General features: G+C 69.9%; 23 protein-coding genes. 19 read left to right on the top strand and 4 right to left on the bottom strand.

The annotated features are described in order from the left end of the window. Window position 1 precedes the first annotated feature (1 nt). The 13 genes from rplR to CR165_RS15955 all read left to right on the top strand — a co-directional run bounded on the left by rplR (window position 2) and on the right by CR165_RS15955 (window position 9,262). Window positions 2–364, top strand: a complete 363-nt coding sequence (gene rplR / locus CR165_RS16015) for a 50S ribosomal protein L18 (RefSeq protein WP_109517952.1) — start codon at window positions 2–4, stop codon at window positions 362–364. A 12-nt stretch (window positions 365–376) separates the two neighbouring features. Next, the gene (gene rpsE / locus CR165_RS16010; protein WP_109517951.1) at window positions 377–988 is read left to right on the top strand and encodes a 30S ribosomal protein S5; all 612 of its coding nucleotides are present in this window, start codon (window positions 377–379) and stop codon (window positions 986–988) included. Beyond that, window positions 981–1,181, top strand: a complete 201-nt coding sequence (gene rpmD, locus CR165_RS16005) for a 50S ribosomal protein L30 (protein ID WP_007004420.1) — start codon at window positions 981–983, stop codon at window positions 1,179–1,181. The genes rpsE and rpmD overlap by 8 nt, the downstream gene beginning before the upstream one ends. A gap of 1 nt (window position 1,182) precedes the next feature. Then, window positions 1,183–1,674 carry a 50S ribosomal protein L15 gene (gene rplO, locus CR165_RS16000; protein ID WP_109517950.1) on the top strand — a complete coding sequence of 164 codons (492 nt, stop codon included), beginning with the start codon at window positions 1,183–1,185 and terminating at the stop codon, window positions 1,672–1,674. A 121-nt stretch (window positions 1,675–1,795) separates the two neighbouring features. Beyond that, window positions 1,796–3,163: a preprotein translocase subunit SecY gene (secY, locus tag CR165_RS15995; RefSeq protein ID WP_109518032.1), complete on the top strand. Its 1,368-nt coding sequence runs from the start codon at window positions 1,796–1,798 to the stop codon at window positions 3,161–3,163. 46 nt (window positions 3,164–3,209) lie between these two features. Beyond that, on the top strand, window positions 3,210–3,857 hold the full coding sequence (locus CR165_RS15990) for an adenylate kinase (RefSeq protein ID WP_109517949.1): 648 nt from the start codon (window positions 3,210–3,212) through the stop codon (window positions 3,855–3,857). 251 nt (window positions 3,858–4,108) lie between these two features. After that, a complete protein-coding gene (rpsM, locus tag CR165_RS15985) occupies window positions 4,109–4,486 on the top strand; it encodes a 30S ribosomal protein S13 (RefSeq protein WP_099096437.1) in 378 nt (125 codons plus the stop codon). Between the two features lies 1 nt (window position 4,487). Continuing rightward, window positions 4,488–4,880, top strand: coding sequence for a 30S ribosomal protein S11 (gene rpsK / locus CR165_RS15980; RefSeq protein ID WP_099096438.1), 393 nt, complete (start codon window positions 4,488–4,490; stop codon window positions 4,878–4,880). A 24-nt stretch (window positions 4,881–4,904) separates the two neighbouring features. Continuing rightward, window positions 4,905–5,921 carry a DNA-directed RNA polymerase subunit alpha gene (locus CR165_RS15975; RefSeq protein WP_109517948.1) on the top strand — a complete coding sequence of 339 codons (1,017 nt, stop codon included), beginning with the start codon at window positions 4,905–4,907 and terminating at the stop codon, window positions 5,919–5,921. 27 nt (window positions 5,922–5,948) lie between these two features. Then, entirely contained in the window at window positions 5,949–6,380 is a 432-nt protein-coding gene (gene rplQ, locus CR165_RS15970) for a 50S ribosomal protein L17 (protein ID WP_109517947.1), read from the top strand. Window positions 6,381–6,514: 134 nt separating this feature from the next. Further along, the gene (locus CR165_RS15965) at window positions 6,515–7,369 is read left to right on the top strand and encodes a carbon-nitrogen hydrolase family protein (RefSeq protein WP_109517946.1); all 855 of its coding nucleotides are present in this window, start codon (window positions 6,515–6,517) and stop codon (window positions 7,367–7,369) included. A gap of 35 nt (window positions 7,370–7,404) precedes the next feature. Beyond that, the gene (locus CR165_RS15960) at window positions 7,405–8,190 is read left to right on the top strand and encodes an NAD kinase (protein WP_245906487.1); all 786 of its coding nucleotides are present in this window, start codon (window positions 7,405–7,407) and stop codon (window positions 8,188–8,190) included. A 79-nt stretch (window positions 8,191–8,269) separates the two neighbouring features. Continuing rightward, window positions 8,270–9,262: a tripartite tricarboxylate transporter substrate binding protein gene (locus tag CR165_RS15955; RefSeq protein ID WP_181378197.1), complete on the top strand. Its 993-nt coding sequence runs from the start codon at window positions 8,270–8,272 to the stop codon at window positions 9,260–9,262. A gap of 45 nt (window positions 9,263–9,307) precedes the next feature. Here CR165_RS15955 and CR165_RS15950 read toward each other — a convergent pair whose 3' ends face one another. Further along, the gene (locus CR165_RS15950) at window positions 9,308–10,900 is read right to left on the bottom strand and encodes an ABC transporter substrate-binding protein (protein ID WP_109517943.1); all 1,593 of its coding nucleotides are present in this window, start codon (window positions 10,898–10,900) and stop codon (window positions 9,308–9,310) included. Between the two features lie 102 nt (window positions 10,901–11,002). On the opposite strand from CR165_RS15950, the gene CR165_RS15945 reads away from it, so the two are divergent. The 6 genes from CR165_RS15945 to CR165_RS15920 all read left to right on the top strand — a co-directional run bounded on the left by CR165_RS15945 (window position 11,003) and on the right by CR165_RS15920 (window position 17,118). Next, window positions 11,003–12,604 carry an ABC transporter substrate-binding protein gene (locus CR165_RS15945; RefSeq protein ID WP_109517942.1) on the top strand — a complete coding sequence of 534 codons (1,602 nt, stop codon included), beginning with the start codon at window positions 11,003–11,005 and terminating at the stop codon, window positions 12,602–12,604. 5 nt (window positions 12,605–12,609) lie between these two features. Continuing rightward, window positions 12,610–13,581: an ABC transporter permease gene (locus CR165_RS15940; RefSeq protein WP_109517941.1), complete on the top strand. Its 972-nt coding sequence runs from the start codon at window positions 12,610–12,612 to the stop codon at window positions 13,579–13,581. Between the two features lies 1 nt (window position 13,582). Further along, window positions 13,583–14,509 carry an ABC transporter permease gene (locus CR165_RS15935; RefSeq protein WP_109517940.1) on the top strand — a complete coding sequence of 309 codons (927 nt, stop codon included), beginning with the start codon at window positions 13,583–13,585 and terminating at the stop codon, window positions 14,507–14,509. A gap of 8 nt (window positions 14,510–14,517) precedes the next feature. Continuing rightward, complete coding sequence (locus tag CR165_RS15930) at window positions 14,518–15,576, top strand: ABC transporter ATP-binding protein (RefSeq protein ID WP_219929769.1); 1,059 nt, start codon at window positions 14,518–14,520, stop codon at window positions 15,574–15,576. Further along, window positions 15,573–16,622 (top strand): ABC transporter ATP-binding protein, encoded by a 1,050-nt coding sequence (locus tag CR165_RS15925; RefSeq protein WP_109517939.1) that lies wholly within the window; start codon window positions 15,573–15,575, stop codon window positions 16,620–16,622. The genes CR165_RS15930 and CR165_RS15925 overlap by 4 nt, the downstream gene beginning before the upstream one ends. A 70-nt stretch (window positions 16,623–16,692) precedes the next feature. Beyond that, window positions 16,693–17,118: a hypothetical protein gene (locus tag CR165_RS15920; protein ID WP_109517938.1), complete on the top strand. Its 426-nt coding sequence runs from the start codon at window positions 16,693–16,695 to the stop codon at window positions 17,116–17,118. A gap of 16 nt (window positions 17,119–17,134) precedes the next feature. Here the strand turns inward: CR165_RS15920 and CR165_RS15915 are convergent, their stop codons facing one another. From CR165_RS15915 to CR165_RS15905, 3 genes are all read right to left on the bottom strand, one after another. Next, window positions 17,135–17,599 (bottom strand): Lrp/AsnC family transcriptional regulator, encoded by a 465-nt coding sequence (locus tag CR165_RS15915; protein WP_109517937.1) that lies wholly within the window; start codon window positions 17,597–17,599, stop codon window positions 17,135–17,137. 113 nt (window positions 17,600–17,712) lie between these two features. Then, a complete protein-coding gene (locus tag CR165_RS15910; RefSeq protein WP_109517936.1) occupies window positions 17,713–18,843 on the bottom strand; it encodes a type III PLP-dependent enzyme in 1,131 nt (376 codons plus the stop codon). A gap of 356 nt (window positions 18,844–19,199) precedes the next feature. Then, on the bottom strand, window positions 19,200–19,886 hold the full coding sequence (locus CR165_RS15905) for a TetR/AcrR family transcriptional regulator (RefSeq protein ID WP_109517935.1): 687 nt from the start codon (window positions 19,884–19,886) through the stop codon (window positions 19,200–19,202). Between the last annotated feature and the right edge of the window lie 43 nt (window positions 19,887–19,929).

The raw sequence follows: 19,929 nt of genomic DNA, 5'->3' as shown, positions 1-19,929 counted from the left end.
GATGGCGAACAAGCTCAACCTGCTGGAGCGGCGGCGCAAGCGCCTGCGCTACCAGCTGCGCCTCAAGAGCGGTGGTCGGCCCCGTCTTTCGGTCTTCCGCTCCGGGAAGCACATCTACGCCCAGGTCATCGACGACAAGGCGGGCCGTACGCTCGCCGCGGCCTCCTCGATCGAGAAGGCCCAGCGCGAGGGCCTGCGCACGGGCGCGGACCGCGAGGCGGCGACCGCGATCGGCAAGCTGCTGGCCGAGCGCGCTCTGGCCGCCGGCGTGACCCAGGTCGTGTTCGATCGTGGTCCCTACCTGTATCACGGCCGGGTGAAAGCCCTGGCGGACGGCGCCCGCGAGGGCGGGCTGTCGTTCTAAGGAGCACAGAATATGGCACGTGAACCGAGGAGCGGCGGCGGCGGTGACCGCGATCGCCGCGGCCGGGGTCCGGACCGCAACACTGAGCGCGAGCCGGGCGACGAGCTGAAGGACAAGCTGGTCACCATCAACCGCGTCGCCAAGGTGGTGAAGGGTGGCCGTCGCTTCTCCTTCGCCGCGCTGGTCGTGGTGGGTGACGAGAAGGGCCGCGTGGGCTGGGGCGCCGGCAAGGCGCGCGAGGTTCCGGAAGCGATCCGCAAGGCGACCGAGCGCGCCAAGCGGACGATGATCCGGGTGCCGATGCGCGAGGGCCGCACCCTGCATCACGACGTGATCGGCGAGTTCGGCGCCGGCCGCGTGATCCTGCGCGCCGCCCCCGCGGGTACCGGCATCATCGCCGGCGGCCCGATGCGCGCGGTGTTCGAGACGCTGGGCATGGGCGACGTCGTCGCCAAGTGCACCGGCACCACGAACCCGCACAACATGGTCAAGGCGACCTTCGCCGCCCTGACGCGCTGCACCAGCCCCCGCGCTGTGGCCGCCCGTCGTGGCAAGAAGGTGTCCGACCTGCTCGGCCCGCGCAAGGACGCGGAGCCGGCGGCGCAGGAGGCTGCCAGTGTCTGAGGCCAAGAAGACCGTTCGGGTGACGCAGGTCGCGTCCCCCATCGGCCGCAAGCCCGGTCAGCGCGAGACGCTGATCGGTCTCGGGCTCAACAAGATCCGCCGTTCGCGCGAGCTGGAGGATACTCCGGCCGTGCGCGGCATGATCCGCAAGGTCGCGCACCTGATCCAGGTGGGCGAGACCACGGAGAAGTAAGATGAAGCTCAACGAGCTGCGCGACAACGCAGGCGCCCGCCTGAAGTTCAAGCGCGTCGGCCGTGGCATCGGGTCGGGCAAGGGCAAGACCTCCGGCCGCGGCGTGAAGGGCCAGAAGGCCCGCACGGGCGTGTCGCTGAACGGGTTCGAGGGCGGTCAGCTCCCGATCTACCGGCGGCTGCCGAAGCGGGGCTTCGTCAACCTGTTCCGCAAGGCATACGCTCCGCTGAACCTGAAGGCGCTCAACGCCGCGCTCGAGTCGGGCCGCCTGCCGGCGGACCAGCCGATCGACGAGGCGGTGCTGGAGGCGGCCGGCCTGGTCCGCACCGGCGCCAAGATCGCCGGCGTGCGCCTGCTGGCGCATGGCGAGATCAGCCGCGCGGTGACCATCACGGTCTCCGGCGCCTCGGCGGCCGCGAAGGCGGCGATCGAGGCGGCGGGCGGCACCATCACGGTGCTGGTGCCGGCGAAGGAAGCGGCGCCCGCGGCGTGACGCTTGCGCCCCCCGCCTCCGGGGGGCTAGGTGATGCATCGTCAGGGCTGGCAGCGGCGCCGCGGGAATTGCCCCCCGGCGCCGCAGTCATGTTGCCCGCCGGATGAAGAAGGGCGAAATCATGGCGTCCGCCGCCGAACAGCTTGCGGCCAACCTCAACCTCGGCGTCCTTGCAAAGGCCACCGAGCTCAAGAAGCGCATCTGGTTCACGCTGGCCGCGCTGATCGTCTACCGCATCGGCACCTACGTGCCCGTGCCGGGGGTCGATGCCGCCGTCATGGCGGACATCCTCCGCCAGCATGGCAGCGGCATCCTGGGCATGTTCGACATGTTCACGGGTGGCGCGCTGGGCCGCATGACGGTCTTCGCGCTGAACATCATGCCGTACATCTCGGCCAGCATCATCATCCAGCTCATGAGCGCGGCGGTGCCGGCGCTCGAGGCCCTCAAGAAGGAGGGCGAGTCGGGCCGGAAGAAGCTGAACCAGTACACCCGCTACCTGACGGTGCTGATCGCCGTGTTCCAGGCCTACGGCATCGCCGTGGGGCTCGAGCAGATGCAGGGCAGCTTCGGCCCGGCGGTGTACGATGCCGGCCTGTTCTTCCGCATCTCCTGCGTGGTCACGCTGGTGGGCGGAACCATGTTCCTGATGTGGCTGGGCGAGCAGATCACCGCCCGCGGCGTCGGCAACGGCATCAGCCTGATCATCTTCGCGGGCATCGTGGCCAACCTGCCCTCCGCCCTGGTGGCGACGCTGGAGCTGGGCCGCACCGGCGCCCTCTCGCCGGTGTTCATCATCGCCTTCCTGCTGATCGCGCTGGCCGTCATCGCCTTCGTGGTGTTCATGGAGCGCGCCCAGCGGCGCATCCCCATCCAGTACCCGAAGCGCCAGGTCGGCAACCGCATGTTCGGCGGCGAGAACACGCACCTGCCGCTGAAGCTGAACACGGCCGGCGTCATCCCGCCGATCTTCGCCTCCTCGCTGCTGCTGCTGCCGGCCACCTTCGCGGGCTTCGCGGCGGCGGACCCCACGGCCGATTCCTGGCTGCTGCGGGTGGCGAACATGCTGGCGCACGGGCAGCCGCTCTACATGGCGCTCTACGTGGCGCTGATCATCTTCTTCGCCTTCTTCTACACGGCCGTGGTGTTCAACCCGACCGAGACGGCGGACAACCTCAAGAAGCATGGCGGCTTCGTGCCCGGCATCCGCCCCGGCCAGGCCACGGCGGACTACCTCGACCGCGTGCTGAGCCGGCTGACGGGCGTGGGCGCCATCTACCTCTGCATCGTCTGCCTGCTGCCCGAGATCCTGATCAGCCAGTACGGCGTGCCCTTCTACTTCGGTGGCACTTCCCTTCTGATCATCGTTTCGGTCACCATGGACACGGTGGCGCAGGTGCAGTCGCACCTGTTCGCGCACCAGTATGAGGGCCTGATCCGCAAGGCCCGCATGGGCGGCGGCCGCGGCGGCACCCCGCGGCTCCGCTGAAGGGAAGGGGACGGAGCATGTGCATGAGGCCGGGAAAACAGCGCCGATGAACCTGATTCTGCTGGGGCCCCCGGGGGCCGGGAAGGGCACCCAGGCCAAGCGGCTGGAGGAGCGCCACGGCATCGCGCAGATCTCCACCGGAGACATGCTGCGCGCCGAGGTGCGGAGCGGCAGCGCCATCGGCCAGCAGGCCAAGGCGATCATGGAGGCGGGCCAGCTGATGCCGGACGCCATCATCACCGCCATGCTGGCCAACCGGGTCTCGCAGCCCGATTGCGCGAAGGGCTTCATCCTGGACGGCTTCCCGCGCACCACGCCCCAGGCCGAGGCGCTGGACGTGATGCTGCGGGACAAGGGGCTGCGGCTCGACCACGTGATCGAGCTGAAGGTGGACGACGCGGCGCTGGTCGAGCGCATCGCCGGCCGCTTCACCTGCGCCCAGTGCGGCGCCGGCTACCATGACAGCTTCAAGCCCACCGCGAAGCCGGGGGTCTGCGATGCCTGCGGCAGCACCGAGTTCGTCCGCCGCGCCGACGACAAGGCGGAGACGGTGGCCGCGCGGCTCGAGGCCTACCACCGCCAGACGGCGCCGCTGCTTCCCTACTACGACGCGCAGGGCAAGCTGAGCCAGGTGGACGGCATGGCCTCGATGGACGAGGTGGCCCGCCAGATCGAGGCGGTGCTGGGCCGCTGAGCCATCGGGGCCGCGGGCCGGGGTGGCGAGGGGGGCGGGTTTTCCGCCCCCTTTTTCATGCGGTCGTTCCGGCTTGACTCCTGGGGCGCGCCCTCGCTAAACCCGCCCCTCTCGCGGGCGGAGGCAACTCCGGCCGCGATGATGGCCGTGTCTGAGGCACTTCCGACCCCGGGCCCGGCTGATCACCTTCGCCGGACACATTCTGCCGGTACCGAACGGGAGCCCATGAAGGCTCCAGGAGCAGGTCATCGATGGCACGCATTGCAGGCGTGAACATTCCTACCAACAAGCGCGTTCTCATTTCCCTTCGCTACATCTACGGCATCGGTCCGTCGAACGCGAAGGTGATCTGCGAGCAGCTCGGCATCCCCGAGGATCGCCGCGTCAACCAGCTGACGGATGAGGAAATCCTCAAGATCCGCGAGCTGATCGACCGCGAGTACCGGGTTGAGGGCGATCTGCGTCGCGAGAACGCGATGAACATCAAGCGCCTGATGGACATGGCCTGCTATCGTGGCCTGCGTCACCGCAAGGGCCTGCCCGTCCGTGGCCAGCGCACCCACACGAACGCCCGTACCCGCAAGGGCAAGGCCGTGGCGATTGCCGGCAAGAAGAAGGTGACCAAGTAATATGGCCCGTCAGCCCACCGGTCGCCCGCGGAAGAAAGAGCGCAAGAACATTGCCTCTGGCGTGGCGCATGTCCTCGCCTCCTTCAACAACACCATCGTCACCATCACCGACAGCCAGGGCAACGCCATCGCGTGGTCCTCGGCCGGCAGCCAGGGTTTCAAGGGCAGCCGCAAGTCGACCCCGTACGCCGCCCAGGTCGCCGCCGAAGACGCCGGCCGCAAGGCGCGCGAGCACGGCATGGAGACGCTGGAGATCATGGTCTCCGGTCCCGGCTCGGGGCGTGAGTCGGCCCTGCGCGCCCTGCAGGCCGTCGGCTTCTACGTGACGGCCATCAAGGACGTGACCCCCATCCCGCACAATGGCTGCCGTCCGCGCAAGCGGCGTCGGGTCTGAGGCGAGGCTGCAGGAGAAACCGTAGTGCTCGAGCGCAACTGGCGTTCCCTGATCCGTCCCGAGAAGCTCGATGTCGAGCCTGGGGCCGACCCCTCGCGCGTTGCGACGGTGGTGGCGGAGCCGCTCGAGCGCGGCTTCGGCATGACCCTCGGCAACGCGCTGCGGCGCGTGCTGCTGTCGTCGCTGCAGGGTGCGGCGGTCACCGCCATCCGCATCGACGGCGCGCTGCATGAGTTCTCCAGCCTGCAGGGTGTGCGGGAGGATGTCACCGACATCGTCCTGAACATCAAGCGCCTGGCCATCCGGATGCAGGGCGAGGGCGCCAAGCGCCTGCAGCTCACCGCCTCCGGCCCCGGCGAGGTGACGGCGGGGCAGATCCAGACCACCGGCGACATCGAGATCGCCAACCCGGAGCTGGTCATCTGCACGCTCGACGACGGCGCCAAGCTGTCGATGGAGCTGACCGTCGATGTGGGCAAGGGCTATGTCCCCGCCTCCGAGAACCGCCCCGAGGATGCGCCCATCGGGCTGATCCCCGTGGACGCCATCTATTCCCCCGTCCGCCGCGTGGCGTACCAGGTGCAGCCGACCCGCGTGGGCCAGCGCACCGACTACGACAAGCTGGTGCTGACGGTGGAGACGGACGGCACGGTGGCGCCGGACGATGCGGTGGCGCTCGCCGCCCGCATCCTGCAGGACCAGCTGCAGCTCTTCATCAACTTCGATGAGCCTCGCGAGCGCAAGGTGGAAGAGGTGCAGGACGACCTGCCCTTCAACCGCAACCTGCTCCGCAAGGTGGACGAGCTGGAACTGTCGGTCCGCAGCGCGAACTGCCTGAAGAACGACAACATCGTCTACATCGGCGACCTGGTGCAGAAGACGGAGCAGGAGATGCTCCGCACTCCGAACTTCGGCCGCAAGTCGCTGAACGAAATCAAGGAGGTTCTCGCCTCGATGGGGCTGAGCCTGGGCATGACCGTGCCCGGCTGGCCGCCGGAGAACATCGAGGACCTCGCCAAGAAGATCGAAGAGCCGTTCTGATTTTCGGCCGCGTGAAGGAATAGGACCATGCGTCACGGGGTTGCCGGCCGGAAGCTCGGCGTTACCTCCACCCACCGTATTGCGATGCTCCGCAATATGGCGACCAGCCTGCTCAAGCACGAGCAGATCACCACGACCCTGCCCAAGGCGAAGGAGCTGCGCCCGTATGTCGAGCGCATCATCACGCTCGGCAAGCGTGGCGACCTGCACGCCCGCCGGCAGGCCTATGCGCAGATCATGGACAAGAAGGTGGTGGACAAGCTCTTCACCACCATCGCCGAGCGCTACAAGGCGCGCCAGGGTGGCTACACCCGCGTCCTGAAGGCCGGCATCCGCTACGGCGACGCCGCCGACATGGCGGTGATCGAGCTGGTGGAGCGCGACGTCGCCGCCAAGGGCCTGGATTCCGGCCCGAAGCCCGAGGTCGCCGAGACCGAGGGCCAGCAGGACGCGGCGTAAGCCGCTCCTGCCACGGCAGGGTTGAGCGGGCGGGGCGGATGGGCAACCATCCGCCCCGTCTGCGTTCGCGGGGATCTTGCGGTGGGCCGTGCCGCGGGGCTTGATGCCCGCCACAGCGGAAGGAGCGCCCCGCCATGCGTGTCTCGGTCGTGCAGATGAACCCTGGCCACGACAAGGCCGAGAACATCGCCCAGGCCACCCGGCTGGTCGAGGCGGCCATCGCGGCGGACCGGCCCGGCCTTGTCGCCCTGCCGGAGATGTGGACCTGCCTCGGCGGCGACCGCGCCACCCGCCTCGCCGCCGCCGAGGCACTGCCGCCCGAAGGCTCCGCCGCGGCGGGCGGCGAGGCCTATGAGTGCCTGCGCGGCCTGGCACGGCGCCATGGCGTGTACCTGCATGGCGGCAGCATCGCCGAGAGCGGGGCGGAGGGCGGGCGGCTGTACAACACCACCCTGGCCTTCGGGCCGGACGGCGCCGAGCTGGCGCGCTACCGCAAGATCTTCCTGTTCGACATCACCCGGCCGGACGGCAGCGGGCACCGGGAGAGCAACACCTACGCGGCCGGCGATCAGGTCGTCACCTACCGGGCGGGCGATCTCCGGGTCGGCTGCGCCATCTGCTACGACCTCCGCTTCCCCGAGCTGTTCCTGGCGCTGCGGCGGAAGGGGGCGGAGCTGATCCTGCTGCCTTCCGCCTTCACGCTGGAGACGGGCAAGGACCATTGGGAGCCGCTGCTGCGGGCGCGCGCCATCGAGACGCAGTGCTGGCTGGCCGCCCCCGCCACCTGGGGCCAGCACCAGGAGCGCGCCGGGCCGCGCCGCACCTACGGCCATTCCCTCGTCGTCGATCCCTGGGGCCATGTGGTCGCCCGCGCCAGCGACGGGAAGGGCTGGGCCACGGCGCGGCTGGACCCGGCGCTCACCGCCCGGCTGCGGCGGGACATGCCGGTGCTGGAGCACCGCGACGCCGCGCGGGTGCGCTGGGCATGACCGCCGCGCTGCTCGGCCCCGGCCATCTGGGCGACATGCCGGACCTGCCGCGGGAGCTGCACGGCCGCATCGCCTTCCTCGCCGCGCCCACGGAGGTGGCGGAATCGGCGCGGGCGCATTTCGTGGCCCTGCATGGCGATGCGCCGCCGGAGGAGGCCGCGGTGGTGGTGGCGCTGGGGGGTGACGGCTTCATGCTGGAGACGCAGCACCGCTTCCTCGGCCGCAACCTGCCGGTCTATGGCATGAACTGCGGCAGCGTCGGCTTCCTGATGAACGCCTTCCAGCCGGAGGACCTGCCGGCGCGGCTGGCCGTGGCGCAATCGGCCACGCTGCACCCGCTGCGGATGCGCGCGGTGGACGCCACCGGCACGCTGCGCGAGGCGCTGGCCATCAACGAGGTGTCGCTGCTGCGGGAGACGCGCCAGGCGGCCAAGATCCGCATCCTGGTCGATGGCAAGGAGCGCCTGCCGGAGCTGATCTGCGACGGCATCCTGGTGGCCACCCCCGCCGGCAGCACCGCCTACAACCTCTCGGCCTATGGCCCGATCGTGCCGCTCGGCGCCAACCTGCTGCCGATGACGCCCATCTCCGCCTTCCGCCCGCGCCGCTGGCGCGGCGCGCTGCTGCCGGCCGACGCGGTGGTGCTGTTCCAGATCCTGGAGCCGGGCAAGCGCCCCGTCGCCGCCGTGGCCGACAATGTGGAGGTGCGCGACATCCGCTCCGTCGAGGTGCGGGAGGACCGGAGCCTGCGCATGACCATGCTGTTCGACCCCGACCATGGCCTCTCGGAGCGGATCATCGCCGAGCAGTTCACCGTGTGATCCCCAGGCTTCGCTTCCCGTGCCTGATGCCGCCGGTCTATCGTTGCGGGTGTGCAAAAAGTTCCTGGGAGGAACGGGAATGTCGAACGGTGTCTCGCGGCGGCTGGCGCTCGCCATGCCCGCCTTGCTTCTGGGCGCCCCGCCGCTGAGCAGGCCCGGGCGGGCGCAGGGTGGCTTTCCCGCCCGGCCGGTGCGCTTCATCGTGCCCTACACACCGGGTGGCGTCTCCGACATCACGGCCCGGCTGATGGCCGAGCCGCTGGCCGGCAAGTGGGGCTTCCCCGTGCCGGTGGAGAACCGCCCGGGGGCGGATGGCATCATCGGCACCGAGGCGCTGGCCCGCGCGGCGCCGGATGGCCACACGCTGGCGCTGGTCTCGGTCGGCCACCCGGTGAACGCGGCCTTCTACCGGCTGCCCTACGACACCATGGCCGATTTCAGCTTCGTCACCCTCACCACGCGCACGCCGCTGGTGCTCTGCGCCGCGCCCGGCTTCGGCCCCTCCACGCCGGAGGAGCTGGTGCGGCATGCGAAGGACAAGCCGCCGGGCACCGTCACCTTCGCCGGCACGGGGGGCGTGGTGCGGCTGGCGCCGGTGCTGTTCGCGCAGCGGGCGGGGGTGGAGTTCACCTACGTGCCCTATCGCGGCAGCACCCAGGCGCATCCGGACCTGATGTCCGGGCGGGTGGACATCATGTTCGACACGGTGCCGGCGGCGCTGGGCCATATCCGGGCGGGCAAGCTGAAGGCGCTGGCCACCACCGGCGCCGAGCGCGCGCCGCAGCTGCCCGACGTGCCCACCATCGGCGAGGCGGCCATGCCCGGCTTCGAGGCCAGCACCTGGGGCATGGTGATCGCCCCCGCCAGGCTGCCGCCGGCGGTGCTGGCGAAGCTCTCGGCCGATTGCGCCGAGGCGGTGCGCCAGCCCCCGGTGGTGGAGCGCCATGCCGCGCTCGGCGCCGCCATCCAGACCTCCGCGCCGGAGGAGACGCGCGCCTTCGTGCAGGCGGAGATGGAGAAATGGGGCGAGGCCGCCCGCCGCGCTGGCATCCAGCCGCAGACGGTGGGCTGAGCGGGAAGGGGCGGGGGGAGAGGAAGCCCCCCCCCGCCGTGCCGTTCAGTTGGCCTTCCGCACGCCCATGGCGACGGTGCGCTCATCCATGCGCGGCTCGTAGGTGAGGCCCTTCCGCACCGCCCAGGTGTTCACCAGCTGGTAGAGCGGCGTGACCGCCACATCGTCCATGGCGAACTTCACCGCTTCCTGCAGCAGCTTCTCGCGCTGCGCGTCGTCGATGGTGGCGGCGGCGCGGGCCGTCATGGCATCCAGCTCGGGGTTGGAGTAGCGGCCGGAATTGCTGGCGCCGGTGCGCTTCTCCCGGTCGTAGGTGCCGATGATGTTGACCAGCAGGTAGCTCGCCTCGCCGGTGGTGCTGCCCCAGCCAGACAGCCGCATGCCGAATTCCTGCCGGTTGGAGCGCACCGAGAAGGTGGTCCAGGGCAGCGCCTCCACCTGGGTCTGCACGCCGATGCGGGTCCACATCTGCGCCACGGCCTGGGCGGTCTTGGCATCGTTCGGGTAGCGGTCGTTCGGGCTGTGCAGGGTCATCCTGAAGCCTTGCGGGAAGCCGGCCTCGGCCAGCAGCTTCTTCGCGCCGTCCGGGTCGTAGGCCGGCGGCTTGACGGCGGGGTTGTAGCCGAAGGTGCCGGGCGGCAGCCACTGGCCGGTGGGCTGGGCGGTGCCCTCCATGATGCGCTCGGCCAGCGCCTCGCGCTGGATCGCCATGGAGAGGGCGCGGCGCACGCGCACATCCTGGAAGGGGTTCTGCGGCAGCGGCTTGCCGGCATTGTCGGTGACGAAGGACACCTCGCCGGTGCGCGAGAAATCCGCCATCAGGTAGATCAGCCGCACGCCCTGGATCTCGGCGATGGTGATGCGGCTGTCGCGGCGCAGCCTGGCGAGGTCGCTGGAGGGCACCTGGTCGATCACGTCCACATCGCCGGCCAGCACGGCGGCGCTGCGTGCCCCGTCATTGCCGATGAAGCGGAAATTGACCTTCTCCCACGGCTCCTTGCCGCCCCAGTAGGCGTCGTTGCGCACCAGCTCGGCGCGGTCGCCGGGGCGGTAGGCCTGCAGCCGGTAGGGGCCGGTGCCGATGGCGGCCTTGCCGCTGTTGTAGTCCTCGGTGGTGGCGCCCTCGCCGGCATGGCGGGAGATGATGGAGATGGCGCCCAGCTCCACCGGCAGCAGCGGGTGCGGCGCGGCGGTGTGGAAGCGGATGGTCAGCGGATCGACCACCTCGACCTTGGTGATCGCGCGCACGAAGCCGCCCATGCCGCCCGGGCTGTTCGGCACGTTGGGCGCGCGGGCGATGCTGAAGGCGACGTCATCGGCGGTGAAGTCACGGCCATCGTGCCACTTCACGCCGGAGCGGAGCTTGAACTCCCACAGGGTGGGTTCCACGGCGCGCCAGCTCTCGGCCAGCATGGGGTAGGGCTGCGCGTTGGCGTCGCGCCCCACCAGGTAGTCGAAGACATGCATGGCCAGCGCGTGGTTGGGCGCCGCGTTGTAGAAATGCGGGTCGGCCGAGGTGACAGCGCCGCCGATGCCGATGTTCAGGGTCTGCGCCTGCGCCGGCAGGGCGACGGCCGAGAAGGCCAGCGGCACCGCGAGCAAAGTAGCGCAAAGCGATATTTTTCTTGGAATTTCCATGTTTGTTTCTCCGGACTGTCAGAACGCCGCAACCTAGCGACCCGGGGCCGCGCCTGCTACACTCCGCCGTGAAGAGGGTGTAATCTCCCGGGGGACGGTATCATGATGATCAGCATGCGGGCGGCCGCGATGGCCGCCGTTTCGGCGTTTGCGCTGAGTTCGGCGGTACCCGCCTCGGCGCAGAACCTCTCCATGGCGGTGGGCGCGCAGGTCACCTCGCTCGACCCCCACTATCATGCGCTGTCGCCGAACCTCGCCGTGGCGACGATGATCTTCGACACGCTGACGGCCTTCGATTCGGAATCCCGGATGGAGCCGGGCCTGGCCGAGAGCTGGCGCGCGGTGGAGCCCACGGTGTGGGAGTTCAAGCTCCGCCCGGGCGTGAAGTTCCACAACGGCAACGCCTTCACCGCCGAGGACGTGGCCTTTACCATCGCCCGCGTGCCGCAGGTGGTGAACAGCCCCTCCTCCTACGCCATCTACACCCGTGCCATCGAGCGGGTGGAGATCGTCGACCCGCTGACGGTGCGCTTCCACACCCGCTCGCCCTACCCGGTGCTGCCGAACGACCTCGGCCAGGTGGCGATCCTCGACAAGGAGACGCATGAGGGCGCCTCCACCGAGGATTTCAACAGCGGCAAGGTGGCGGTGGGCACTGGCCCGTTCCGCTACGTCAACTTCCGCTCGGGCGACCGGCTGGAGCTGGAGCGCAACGACGCCTATTGGGGCGACAAGCCGCACTGGGCCCGCGTGAACTACCGCATCCTGCCGAACGACGCCTCGCGCACCGCGGCGCTGCTGGCCGGCGATGTGGACTTCATCGATCAGGTGCCGACCAGCGACCTCGCCAACCTGCGCCGCAGCGACAAGGTCCGCGTCTCCGAGAAGGACGGGCTGCGCATCATCTTCCTGGCGCTGGACCACCTGCACCCGGAAGGCTCGCCGCAGATCACCGACGCCGAGGGCAAGCCGCTCGGCAAGAACCCGCTGCACGACCTGCGGGTGCGCCGCGCCCTCTCCACCGCCATCGACCGGCCGGCCATCGCCAGCCGCGTGATGGAGGGCACCTCGATGCCCTCCGGCCAGTTCCTGCCGCCCACCGCCTTCGGCGCCATCCCCGACCTCGCGGCACCCAAGGCGGACCCGGACGCGGCGAAGAAGCTGCTGGCCGAGGCCGGCTACCCGAACGGCTTCCGCATCACGCTCAGCGGCCCGAACGACCGCTACATGAACGACGCCCGCATCGTGCAGGCGATCGGCCAGATGTGGACCCGCATCGGCGTGCGCACCCAGGTGGATGCGCAGCCCTGGACCACCTTCATCAGCCGCGCCGGCCGCCAGGAATTCTCCGCCTTCCTGGTCGGCTGGGGCAGCTCCTCCGGCGAGGCGTCGAACCCGCTGCGTTCGCTCGTCGCCGGCTACGACCGTGACAAGGGCTTCGGCACCTCCAATCGCGGCCGCTATTCCAACCCCGAGGTGGACGCCAAGCTCGAAGCCGCGCTGCGCGAGCTGGACGACCCCAAGCGCGAGGCGCTGCTGCGCGACGCGACCCGGCTTGCCATGGAGGATGTCGCCATCATCCCGATCCACATCCAGAAGAACCTGTGGGCGATGCGCCCGACGCTGCAGCATGACAGCCGCGCCGACGAGCTGACCCGCGCGCAGGATGTGCGCCCCGCCAGCAGCCAGCCCGCGGCGCGCTGACGGCCATGGCGGTCTATCTCCTCCGGCGGCTGCTGCAGTCCGCCCTCGTCATGCTGGCGATGTCCGTCATTGTCTTCATCGGCGTCTATGCCATCGGCGACCCGGTCGAGATCCTGATCTCGCCGGACGCCGACCAGATGGAGCGCGAGCGCGCGATCAAGGCGCTCGGCCTCGACCTGCCGCTGTGGATGCAGTACCTCTCCTTCCTCGGCAACGCGCTGCGCGGCGATCTCGGCCGCAGCTTCGTGTTCAACGAGCCGGCGCTGCAGCTGATCCTGCAGCGGATGCCGGCGACGCTGGAGCTGGCCTTCGGCGCCATGTTCATCGCGCTGCTGATCGGCCTGCCGCTCGGCCTCTATGCCGGCCTCAAGCCCAACTCGACCGGCTCCAAGCTGGTCATGGCCGGCTCCATCCTTGGCTTCTCGCTGCCCACCTTCTGGGTGGGGCTGATGCTGATCATGGTGTTCGCCGTGCAACTCGGCTGGCTGCCCTCCACGGGCCGTGGCCCGACAGTGGAGGTGCTCGGCCTGCGCTGGTCCTTCCTCACCTGGGACGGGCTGCGCCACCTGGCGATGCCGGCGCTGAACCTGGCGCTGTTCAAGATCAGCCTCGTCATCCGCCTGACCCGCGCCGGCGTGCGCGAGACGATGCTGATGGACTACGTGAAGTTCGCCCGCGCCAAGGGCCTGAGCCCGGCGCGCGTGACCTATGTCCACGTCTTCAAGAACATCCTGATCCCGGTCGTCACCGTGGTCGGGCTGGAGCTGGGCTCCACCATCGCCTTCTCGGTGGTGACGGAGAGCGTCTTCGCCTGGCCGGGCATGGGCAAGCTGATCATCGACAGCATCAACGTGCTCGACCGCCCCGTGATCGTCGCCTACCTGATGATCATCGTGCTGATGTTCATCACCATCAACCTGCTGGTGGACCTCGCCTATTCGGCGCTCGACCCGCGGGTGCGGCTGGAGAACAAGTAAGATGAGCGCTTCCACAGCCGAAACCGCCGTGCCGCCCGCCAAGGCGCCCAAGGTCGAGACGCCGTTCCGCCGCTTCGTCTCCGAGTTCTGCGAGAGCAAGCTGGCGCTGGTCGGGCTGATCGTCTTCGCGATCATCGTCTTCATCGCCGTCTTCGCGCCCTTCCTGTCGCCGCAGAACCCCTACGACCTGGCGCAGCTCGACATCATGGACGGCCGCCTGGAGCCGGGCACGCGCGACGGCGCCGACACCATGACCTACTGGCTCGGCACCGATGACCAGGGGCGCGACATGCTCTCCGGCATCATGTACGGGCTGCGCATCTCGCTGATGGTGGGCGCGGGCTCCGCCATCATCGCCTGCGCCGTCGGCGCCTCGCTCGGCCTGCTCGCGGCTTACGCCGGCGGGCGGACCGACACCGTCATCATGCGGCTGGTCGACCTGCAGCTCTCCTTCCCGACCATCCTGGCGGCGCTGATGATCCTGGCCTTCCTGGGCAAGGGCATCTTCAACGTCGTCATCGCGCTGGTCATCGTGGAATGGGCCTACTACGCCCGCACCGTGCGCGGCACGGCGCTGGTGGAGCGGCGGCGGGAATACATCGAGGCGGCGCAGTGCCTGGCGCTGCCGACGCGCCGCGTCATCTTCCGCCACCTGCTGCCGAACTGCCTGCCGCCGCTGATCGTGGTCGCCACCATGCAGATCGCCCGCGCCATCGCGCTGGAGGCGACGCTGTCCTTCCTCGGCCTCGGCGTGCCGATCACCGAGCCCTCGCTCGGCCTGCTGATCTCGAACGGCTACGAGTACATGCTCTCCGGCAAGTACTGGATCAGCTTCTACCCGGGCATCGCGCTGCTCGTCACCATCGTCTCGATCAACCTGGTGGGCGACCAGATGCGCGACGTGCTCAATCCGCGGCTGAAGAAGTAAGGGGCGGCATGTCTCAGACCCAGATGCAGACCACCTCCATGGCCGCCACCGCCGCGGCCCCCACGCTCGAGGTGCGCGACCTGCAGACCCACTTCTTCACCCGCGCCGGCGTGGTGAAGGCGGTGGACGGCGTCTCCTTCACCGTCGGCCGCGGCAAGGTGCTCGGCCTGGTGGGCGAGTCCGGCTCCGGCAAGACGGTGACGGGCTTCTCCATCCTCGGGTTGGTGGACGCGCCGGGCCGCATCGTCGGCGGCGACATCCTGTTCCACGGGCAGAACCTGGCGAAGCTCAAGGAAGAGGAGATGCGGCAGCTTCGCGGCAACCGCATCGCCATGATCTTCCAGGACCCGATGATGACGCTGAACCCGGTGCTCCGGGTCGACACGCAGATGATCGAGACCGTGCTGGCCCACACCAAGGTCAGCAAGGAGGAGGCCCGCCAGCGCGCCCGCGACACGCTGGGCATGGTGGGCATCCCCTCGCCGGACGAGCGCCTCAAGAGCTACCCGCACCAGTTCTCGGGCGGCATGCGCCAGCGCGTGGCCATCGCCATCGCGCTGCTGCACCGCCCCGAGCTGATCGTGGCCGACGAGCCGACCACGGCGCTGGATGTCACCATCCAGGCCCAGATCCTGGCCGAGGTGCAGAAGCTTTGCGCCGAGACCGGCACGGCGATGATCTGGATCACCCACGACCTCTCCGTCGTCGCCGGCCTCGCCGACGACATCGCGGTGATGTACGCAGGCCGGGTGGTGGAGCGCGGCGCGGTGAGCGAGGTGCTCGACCAGCCGCTGCACCCCTACACCCACGGCCTGATCGGCAGCGTGCCCAGCCGCAACAAGCGCGGCGAGAAGCTGCGGCAGATCCCGGGCATGACGCCCTCGCTGCTGAGCCTGCCGCCGGGCTGCGCCTTCCGCACCCGCTGCCCCCGCGCCCAGGAGGATTGCGCCCGCGACCCGGCGCTCTCCGAGCTGATGCCCGGCCGCCTGGCGCGCTGCTTCCATCCGCATCTGGCGGCCCAGGGCTCCGCAGTCCGGGGCGCGGCCGCCGAGGGGAACCCCGCATGAGCGCGACCAGCACCGTCCGTTCCGCCGCCTCCGTGGCGGCAGGTGAGGCCGCCGCGCCGATCATCGAGCTGAAGGGCGTCTCCAAGCGCTTTTCCAAGAAGCTCGATTTCGCCGGCAAGATCGCCCAGAAGCTCGGCGCCCCGGTGAAGGACGAGACCGTCCACGCGGTGGACGGCGTCGACCTCGTCGTCCGCAAGGGCGAGGTGGTCGGGCTGGTGGGCGAATCCGGCTGCGGCAAGTCCACCCTCGGCCGCATGGTGGCCGGGATCATGCCGGCCAGCGCCGGCGAGATCTTCTGGCACGGCAAGAAGCTGGACACGCTGACGGGCGCCGAGGCGCGCAACGCCAAGCTGCAGACCCAGATGATCTTCCAGGACCCCTATGCCAGCCTGAACCCGCGCATGCGGGTGGCCGACATCGTGGGCGAGGCGCCGCTGGTGCATGGCCTGACCCGCCGTGGCGAGTGGGACGCCTATGTGGACAACCAGATGCGCCGCGCCGGGCTCGATCCGGCCTTCAAGCGCCGCTACCCGCACCAGTTCTCGGGCGGCCAACGGCAGCGCATCGGCATCGCCCGCGCGCTGGCGGTGCAGCCCGAGTTCATCGTCTGCGACGAGGCGGTGGCCGCGCTCGACGTCTCCATCCAGGCACAGATCCTGAACCTGTTCATGGAGCTGCGGCAGGAGCTGAACCTCACCTACCTGTTCATCAGCCATGACCTCGGCGTGGTGGAGCATCTCTCCGACCGCGTGGTGATCATGTATCTGGGCCGGGTGGTGGAGGAGGCGCCGGCCGAGGAGATCTTCGCCCGCGCCAACCACCCCTACACCCAGGCCCTGCTGGCCGAGGTGCCGCGGATCGAGGCGCGCAAGAAGAGCTTCGCCGGCATCAAGGGCGAGATCCCCTCGCCGCTGAACCCGCCTTCGGGCTGCCACTTCCACCCGCGCTGCCCGCACGCCTTCGCGCGCTGCAAGCTGGAGCGGCCGGCGCTGCGCGAGATCGCGCCCGGCCACAAGAGCGCCTGCCACCTGAACGACGCCGCCTGAGTTACAAGCCGGCGTGAGGGAAGGGGCCGGGGCCTTGCGGCCCTGGCCCCTTCCTTGCGAGGTGGCGCCCATGCGCGGCTTCCCGCTCCCCATCCTCCTCCCGCTCCTCCTGGCCGGCTGCGGCATGGCTGATTCGCGCGACGTGGAATTGTCCCGCACCAGCCTCATCGGACTGACGCGCGCCGACCTGTATGTCTGCGCCGGCTTCCCCACCAAGCGCGAGCGGATCGACGTGGTGCGCGAGATGCTCAGCTACGAGCTGAAGAGCGGCCAGGGCGGCGGGCTCAACCTCACCCTGCCGGTGGTGGGCGACCTGACCGTGACCGGCAGCGGCCATTACTGCCATGCCACCTTCGAGCTGATCGATGCCCGCGTCACGCGCGTGGGCTTCGCGGGGGACAAGGACATCCCCGGCGCGCCGGGCGCCTATTGCGCGCCGCTGATCCGCGAATGCCTGCGCCCCGTGGGCGCCGCCACTAGCCCGCCCGCCGAATAGGGCAGGGGAGAGGGGCCTACTCCTCCTCCGCCTCCGCCACGGGCAGGATGGCGGTTTCCTTGGCGGAGGTGATGGCGAGGATGGTCTCCGTCCGCTCCACCCCCGCCTGGCCGCGCACCTGCTCGGCCACGAAGCGCTCCAGCGCCGCGAGGTCGGGCAGGCGCAGCTTCAGCAGGAAGGTCCAGGCGCCGGTGACGTGGTGGCACTCCAGCACCGGCTCCGCCGCCCGCATGGCGATGCGGAAGGCGTTCTCCTCCCGCCCCGGCCGCATCGAGACGAAGACGAAGGCGAGCATGGGGCAGCCGATGGCGGCGGGGTCCAGGTCGGCGCGCCAGCCGCGGATGGTGCCGCGCTCCTCGAGTCGCTTCACCCGCTCGGCGGTGGCGGAGACGGAGAGGCCGGCCACCTTGGCAAGCTCGGCAAGGCCCGCCGCGCCATTGTCCTGGAGGGCGACGAGGATGTTCCGGTCGATGACGTCCATGGCGCGAGTTTATCCGGCGTTTCCCGCGCAGGAAACGTGCAAATCTCGCGGAGCAGGGTGGCCCGGAAGGGAAAAGGGGAAGGCGGAGGGGAAAATGCCCCTCCGCGGTCCGGTCAGATGTAGTGCTCGGCCAGCGGCGCGAAGCCGTTGAAGCCCTGGCTGGCATAGGTCGTGACATAGGCGCCGGTGGAAAGCAGCTCCACCCGGTCGCCGCAGTCGAGCGCCAGCGGCAGGCGGTAGTTGGACTTCTCGTACAGCGTGTCCGTGCTGTCGCAGGTGGGGCCGGCGATGGTCACCGGACCCTCGGCGCCGCCGTCATGCGGCGTGCGGAAGGCGTATTTGATGGCCTCGCCCTCGGTCTCGGCCAGGCCGCCGAAGCGGCCGATGTCGAGATACACCCAGCGCACCGGGTCGTCCTGCTCCTTGCGGGAGACCAGCACCACCTCGGCCGAGAGCACGCCGGCATCGCCCACGATGAAGCGGCCAGGCTCGATCAGGATCTCGGGCAGGGCGTTGCCGAAATGCTCGACCATGGCGCCCATGATGGCGGCGCCGAACGCGTCGATCTCCGGCACCTCGGCGCGGTAGCGCACCGGGTAGCCGCCGCCGAGATTGGCCATGCGCAGGTTGATGCCGGCGTCCTTCAGGTCGGTGAACAGCATCGCCACGCGGGCGATCGCGGCCTCGTAGGCGGCGGTGCGGGTCTGCTGGCTGCCGACATGGAAGGAGATGCCGTAGGGGTCGAGGCCGAGGTCGCGCGCCATCACCATCAGGTCGCGCGCCATCTCGACCTCGCAGCCGAACTTCTTCGACAGCGGCCACTCGGCGCCGACATTGCCCACCAGGATGCGGCAATAGACCTTGGCGCCCGGCGCCGAGCGGGCCAGCTTGCGCAGCTCCGGCTCGGAGTCGAAGGCGAACATGCGCACGCCGGCGGCGTAGGCGGCCTGGATGGCGCTCTCCTTCTTCACCGTGTTGCCGAAGGAGATGTCCTCCGGCCGGGCACCGGCGTCGAGGCAGAGGCGGACCTCCTCCAGCGAGGCGGCGTCGAAGCAGGACTGCATGTCCACCAGGCGGCCGAGGATCGGCGCGGCCGGGTTGGCCTTCACGGCGTAGTAGATGCGGGCCAGCGGCATGGCGGCCTTCAGCCGGCCATAGTTCTCCGCGACGCGGTCCACGTCCACGACAAGGCAAGGCGTCGCCGGGGCGGCGTCGCGCAGGAAGCGGGAGACCTTCGGGGTCATCGCACACCCTCCGATACGGGAGGACTGCCCCGGTTTTTGCCAGGGTCAGCCCCAAGTTGACGAAACGGTCGAACGAACCAGCGACCAAAGAGAGACCGGATGGGGGCTCGCGCCCTTCGCCGGGGTTGCCAGAACGCTTGACGTCGTTGCGTAAACCTTTGGCCGGACAAGACCGGCCTGGGGCCAGAGGCACGTGCGTACTGCGTCTGAGGGGGCATATAGAGATCTCTGCCCCGCGCGCAAAGCGTTTTCGGTCCTGCGACCCGGTTTTTTTCCGCATACCTCCCCCGCAGCGCAGGAAAGTTCCGGTGAAGAAGCGCAGGGCGGCGGGAAGCCTCGCGCGCCAAAGCCCTGCTTCAGGCGAATCCCTCCGTTTCCGCCGCGGCCAGCGCGGCGGGGCTGCCGTGCAGCCGCACCACGGCCCGCGCCGCCTCCCGCGCCAGGGCCAGGATCTCCGCCTCGGAGGGCGAGTCGGCCAGCCCCAGCGTGGCGCGCAGGAACAGGTCGCCGCGCAGCAGGGCCAGGAACTGGTCCGCCACCAGCGCCGTGTCGGTGCCGGGGCGAAGCTGGCCCCGCGCCGCCTGCTCCTCCAGCCAGCCGGCCAGCCAGTGCCGCAGCGCCTGGGGGCCGGCGGTGTAGAAGGCGCGCGCCAGCTCCGGCGCGCGGATGCACTCGGCCACCACCACGCGGTGCAGCGCGCGCACCCTTGGCTCCAGCAGGAAGCGCAGCCACCGCGCGCCCAGCGCCGCCAGGGCGGGAGCCAGCGCATGGCCCGTCCCGGCCTGCGCCGCCGAGGCCATCTCGTCCCGCATGCGCCGGCAGTTGTTGCCGACGATCTCGGCGAAGAGCGCGTCCTTGCCCGGGAAGTGCGCGTAGAGCGTGGCCTTGGAGACCTGCGCGGCGCGCGCCACCGCGTCCATCGAGACGGCGGCATAGCCTTCCGCCATGAACAGCCGCGCTGCCGAGTCGAGCACGGCGCGGCGCTTGGGGGAGGCGTCGTCGCAGCAGGGGCCGGGGAGGGGCGCGGGGGCGGTTGCGGGCATGATGCGTTGAATAGGGGGAGGAGCAGCCCGGCTTCAAGGAGGA

The sequence above is a fragment of the Teichococcus aestuarii genome (assembly GCF_003116135.1).
GTDB lineage: Bacteria > Pseudomonadota > Alphaproteobacteria > Acetobacterales > Acetobacteraceae > Pseudoroseomonas > Pseudoroseomonas aestuarii.
This window is presented reverse-complemented; position numbering and strand designations above follow the sequence as displayed.

Coding starts and splice junctions, on each gene's coding strand:
- rplR (WP_109517952.1), top strand. CDS start 2: ATGGCGAACAAGCTCAACCTGCTGGAGCGGCGGCGCAAGCGCCTGCGC.
- rpsE (WP_109517951.1), top strand. CDS start 377: ATGGCACGTGAACCGAGGAGCGGCGGCGGCGGTGACCGCGATCGCCGC.
- rplO (WP_109517950.1), top strand. CDS start 1,183: ATGAAGCTCAACGAGCTGCGCGACAACGCAGGCGCCCGCCTGAAGTTC.
- secY (WP_109518032.1), top strand. CDS start 1,796: ATGGCGTCCGCCGCCGAACAGCTTGCGGCCAACCTCAACCTCGGCGTC.
- CR165_RS15990 (WP_109517949.1), top strand. CDS start 3,210: ATGAACCTGATTCTGCTGGGGCCCCCGGGGGCCGGGAAGGGCACCCAG.
- rpsM (WP_099096437.1), top strand. CDS start 4,109: ATGGCACGCATTGCAGGCGTGAACATTCCTACCAACAAGCGCGTTCTC.
- rpsK (WP_099096438.1), top strand. CDS start 4,488: ATGGCCCGTCAGCCCACCGGTCGCCCGCGGAAGAAAGAGCGCAAGAAC.
- rplQ (WP_109517947.1), top strand. CDS start 5,949: ATGCGTCACGGGGTTGCCGGCCGGAAGCTCGGCGTTACCTCCACCCAC.
- CR165_RS15965 (WP_109517946.1), top strand. CDS start 6,515: ATGCGTGTCTCGGTCGTGCAGATGAACCCTGGCCACGACAAGGCCGAG.
- CR165_RS15960 (WP_245906487.1), top strand. CDS start 7,405: ATGCCGGACCTGCCGCGGGAGCTGCACGGCCGCATCGCCTTCCTCGCC.
- CR165_RS15955 (WP_181378197.1), top strand. CDS start 8,270: ATGTCGAACGGTGTCTCGCGGCGGCTGGCGCTCGCCATGCCCGCCTTG.
- CR165_RS15950 (WP_109517943.1), bottom strand. CDS start 10,900: ATGGAAATTCCAAGAAAAATATCGCTTTGCGCTACTTTGCTCGCGGTG.
- CR165_RS15945 (WP_109517942.1), top strand. CDS start 11,003: ATGATGATCAGCATGCGGGCGGCCGCGATGGCCGCCGTTTCGGCGTTT.
- CR165_RS15940 (WP_109517941.1), top strand. CDS start 12,610: ATGGCGGTCTATCTCCTCCGGCGGCTGCTGCAGTCCGCCCTCGTCATG.
- CR165_RS15935 (WP_109517940.1), top strand. CDS start 13,583: ATGAGCGCTTCCACAGCCGAAACCGCCGTGCCGCCCGCCAAGGCGCCC.
- CR165_RS15930 (WP_219929769.1), top strand. CDS start 14,518: ATGTCTCAGACCCAGATGCAGACCACCTCCATGGCCGCCACCGCCGCG.
- CR165_RS15925 (WP_109517939.1), top strand. CDS start 15,573: ATGAGCGCGACCAGCACCGTCCGTTCCGCCGCCTCCGTGGCGGCAGGT.
- CR165_RS15920 (WP_109517938.1), top strand. CDS start 16,693: ATGCGCGGCTTCCCGCTCCCCATCCTCCTCCCGCTCCTCCTGGCCGGC.
- CR165_RS15915 (WP_109517937.1), bottom strand. CDS start 17,599: ATGGACGTCATCGACCGGAACATCCTCGTCGCCCTCCAGGACAATGGC.
- CR165_RS15910 (WP_109517936.1), bottom strand. CDS start 18,843: ATGACCCCGAAGGTCTCCCGCTTCCTGCGCGACGCCGCCCCGGCGACG.
- CR165_RS15905 (WP_109517935.1), bottom strand. CDS start 19,886: ATGCCCGCAACCGCCCCCGCGCCCCTCCCCGGCCCCTGCTGCGACGAC.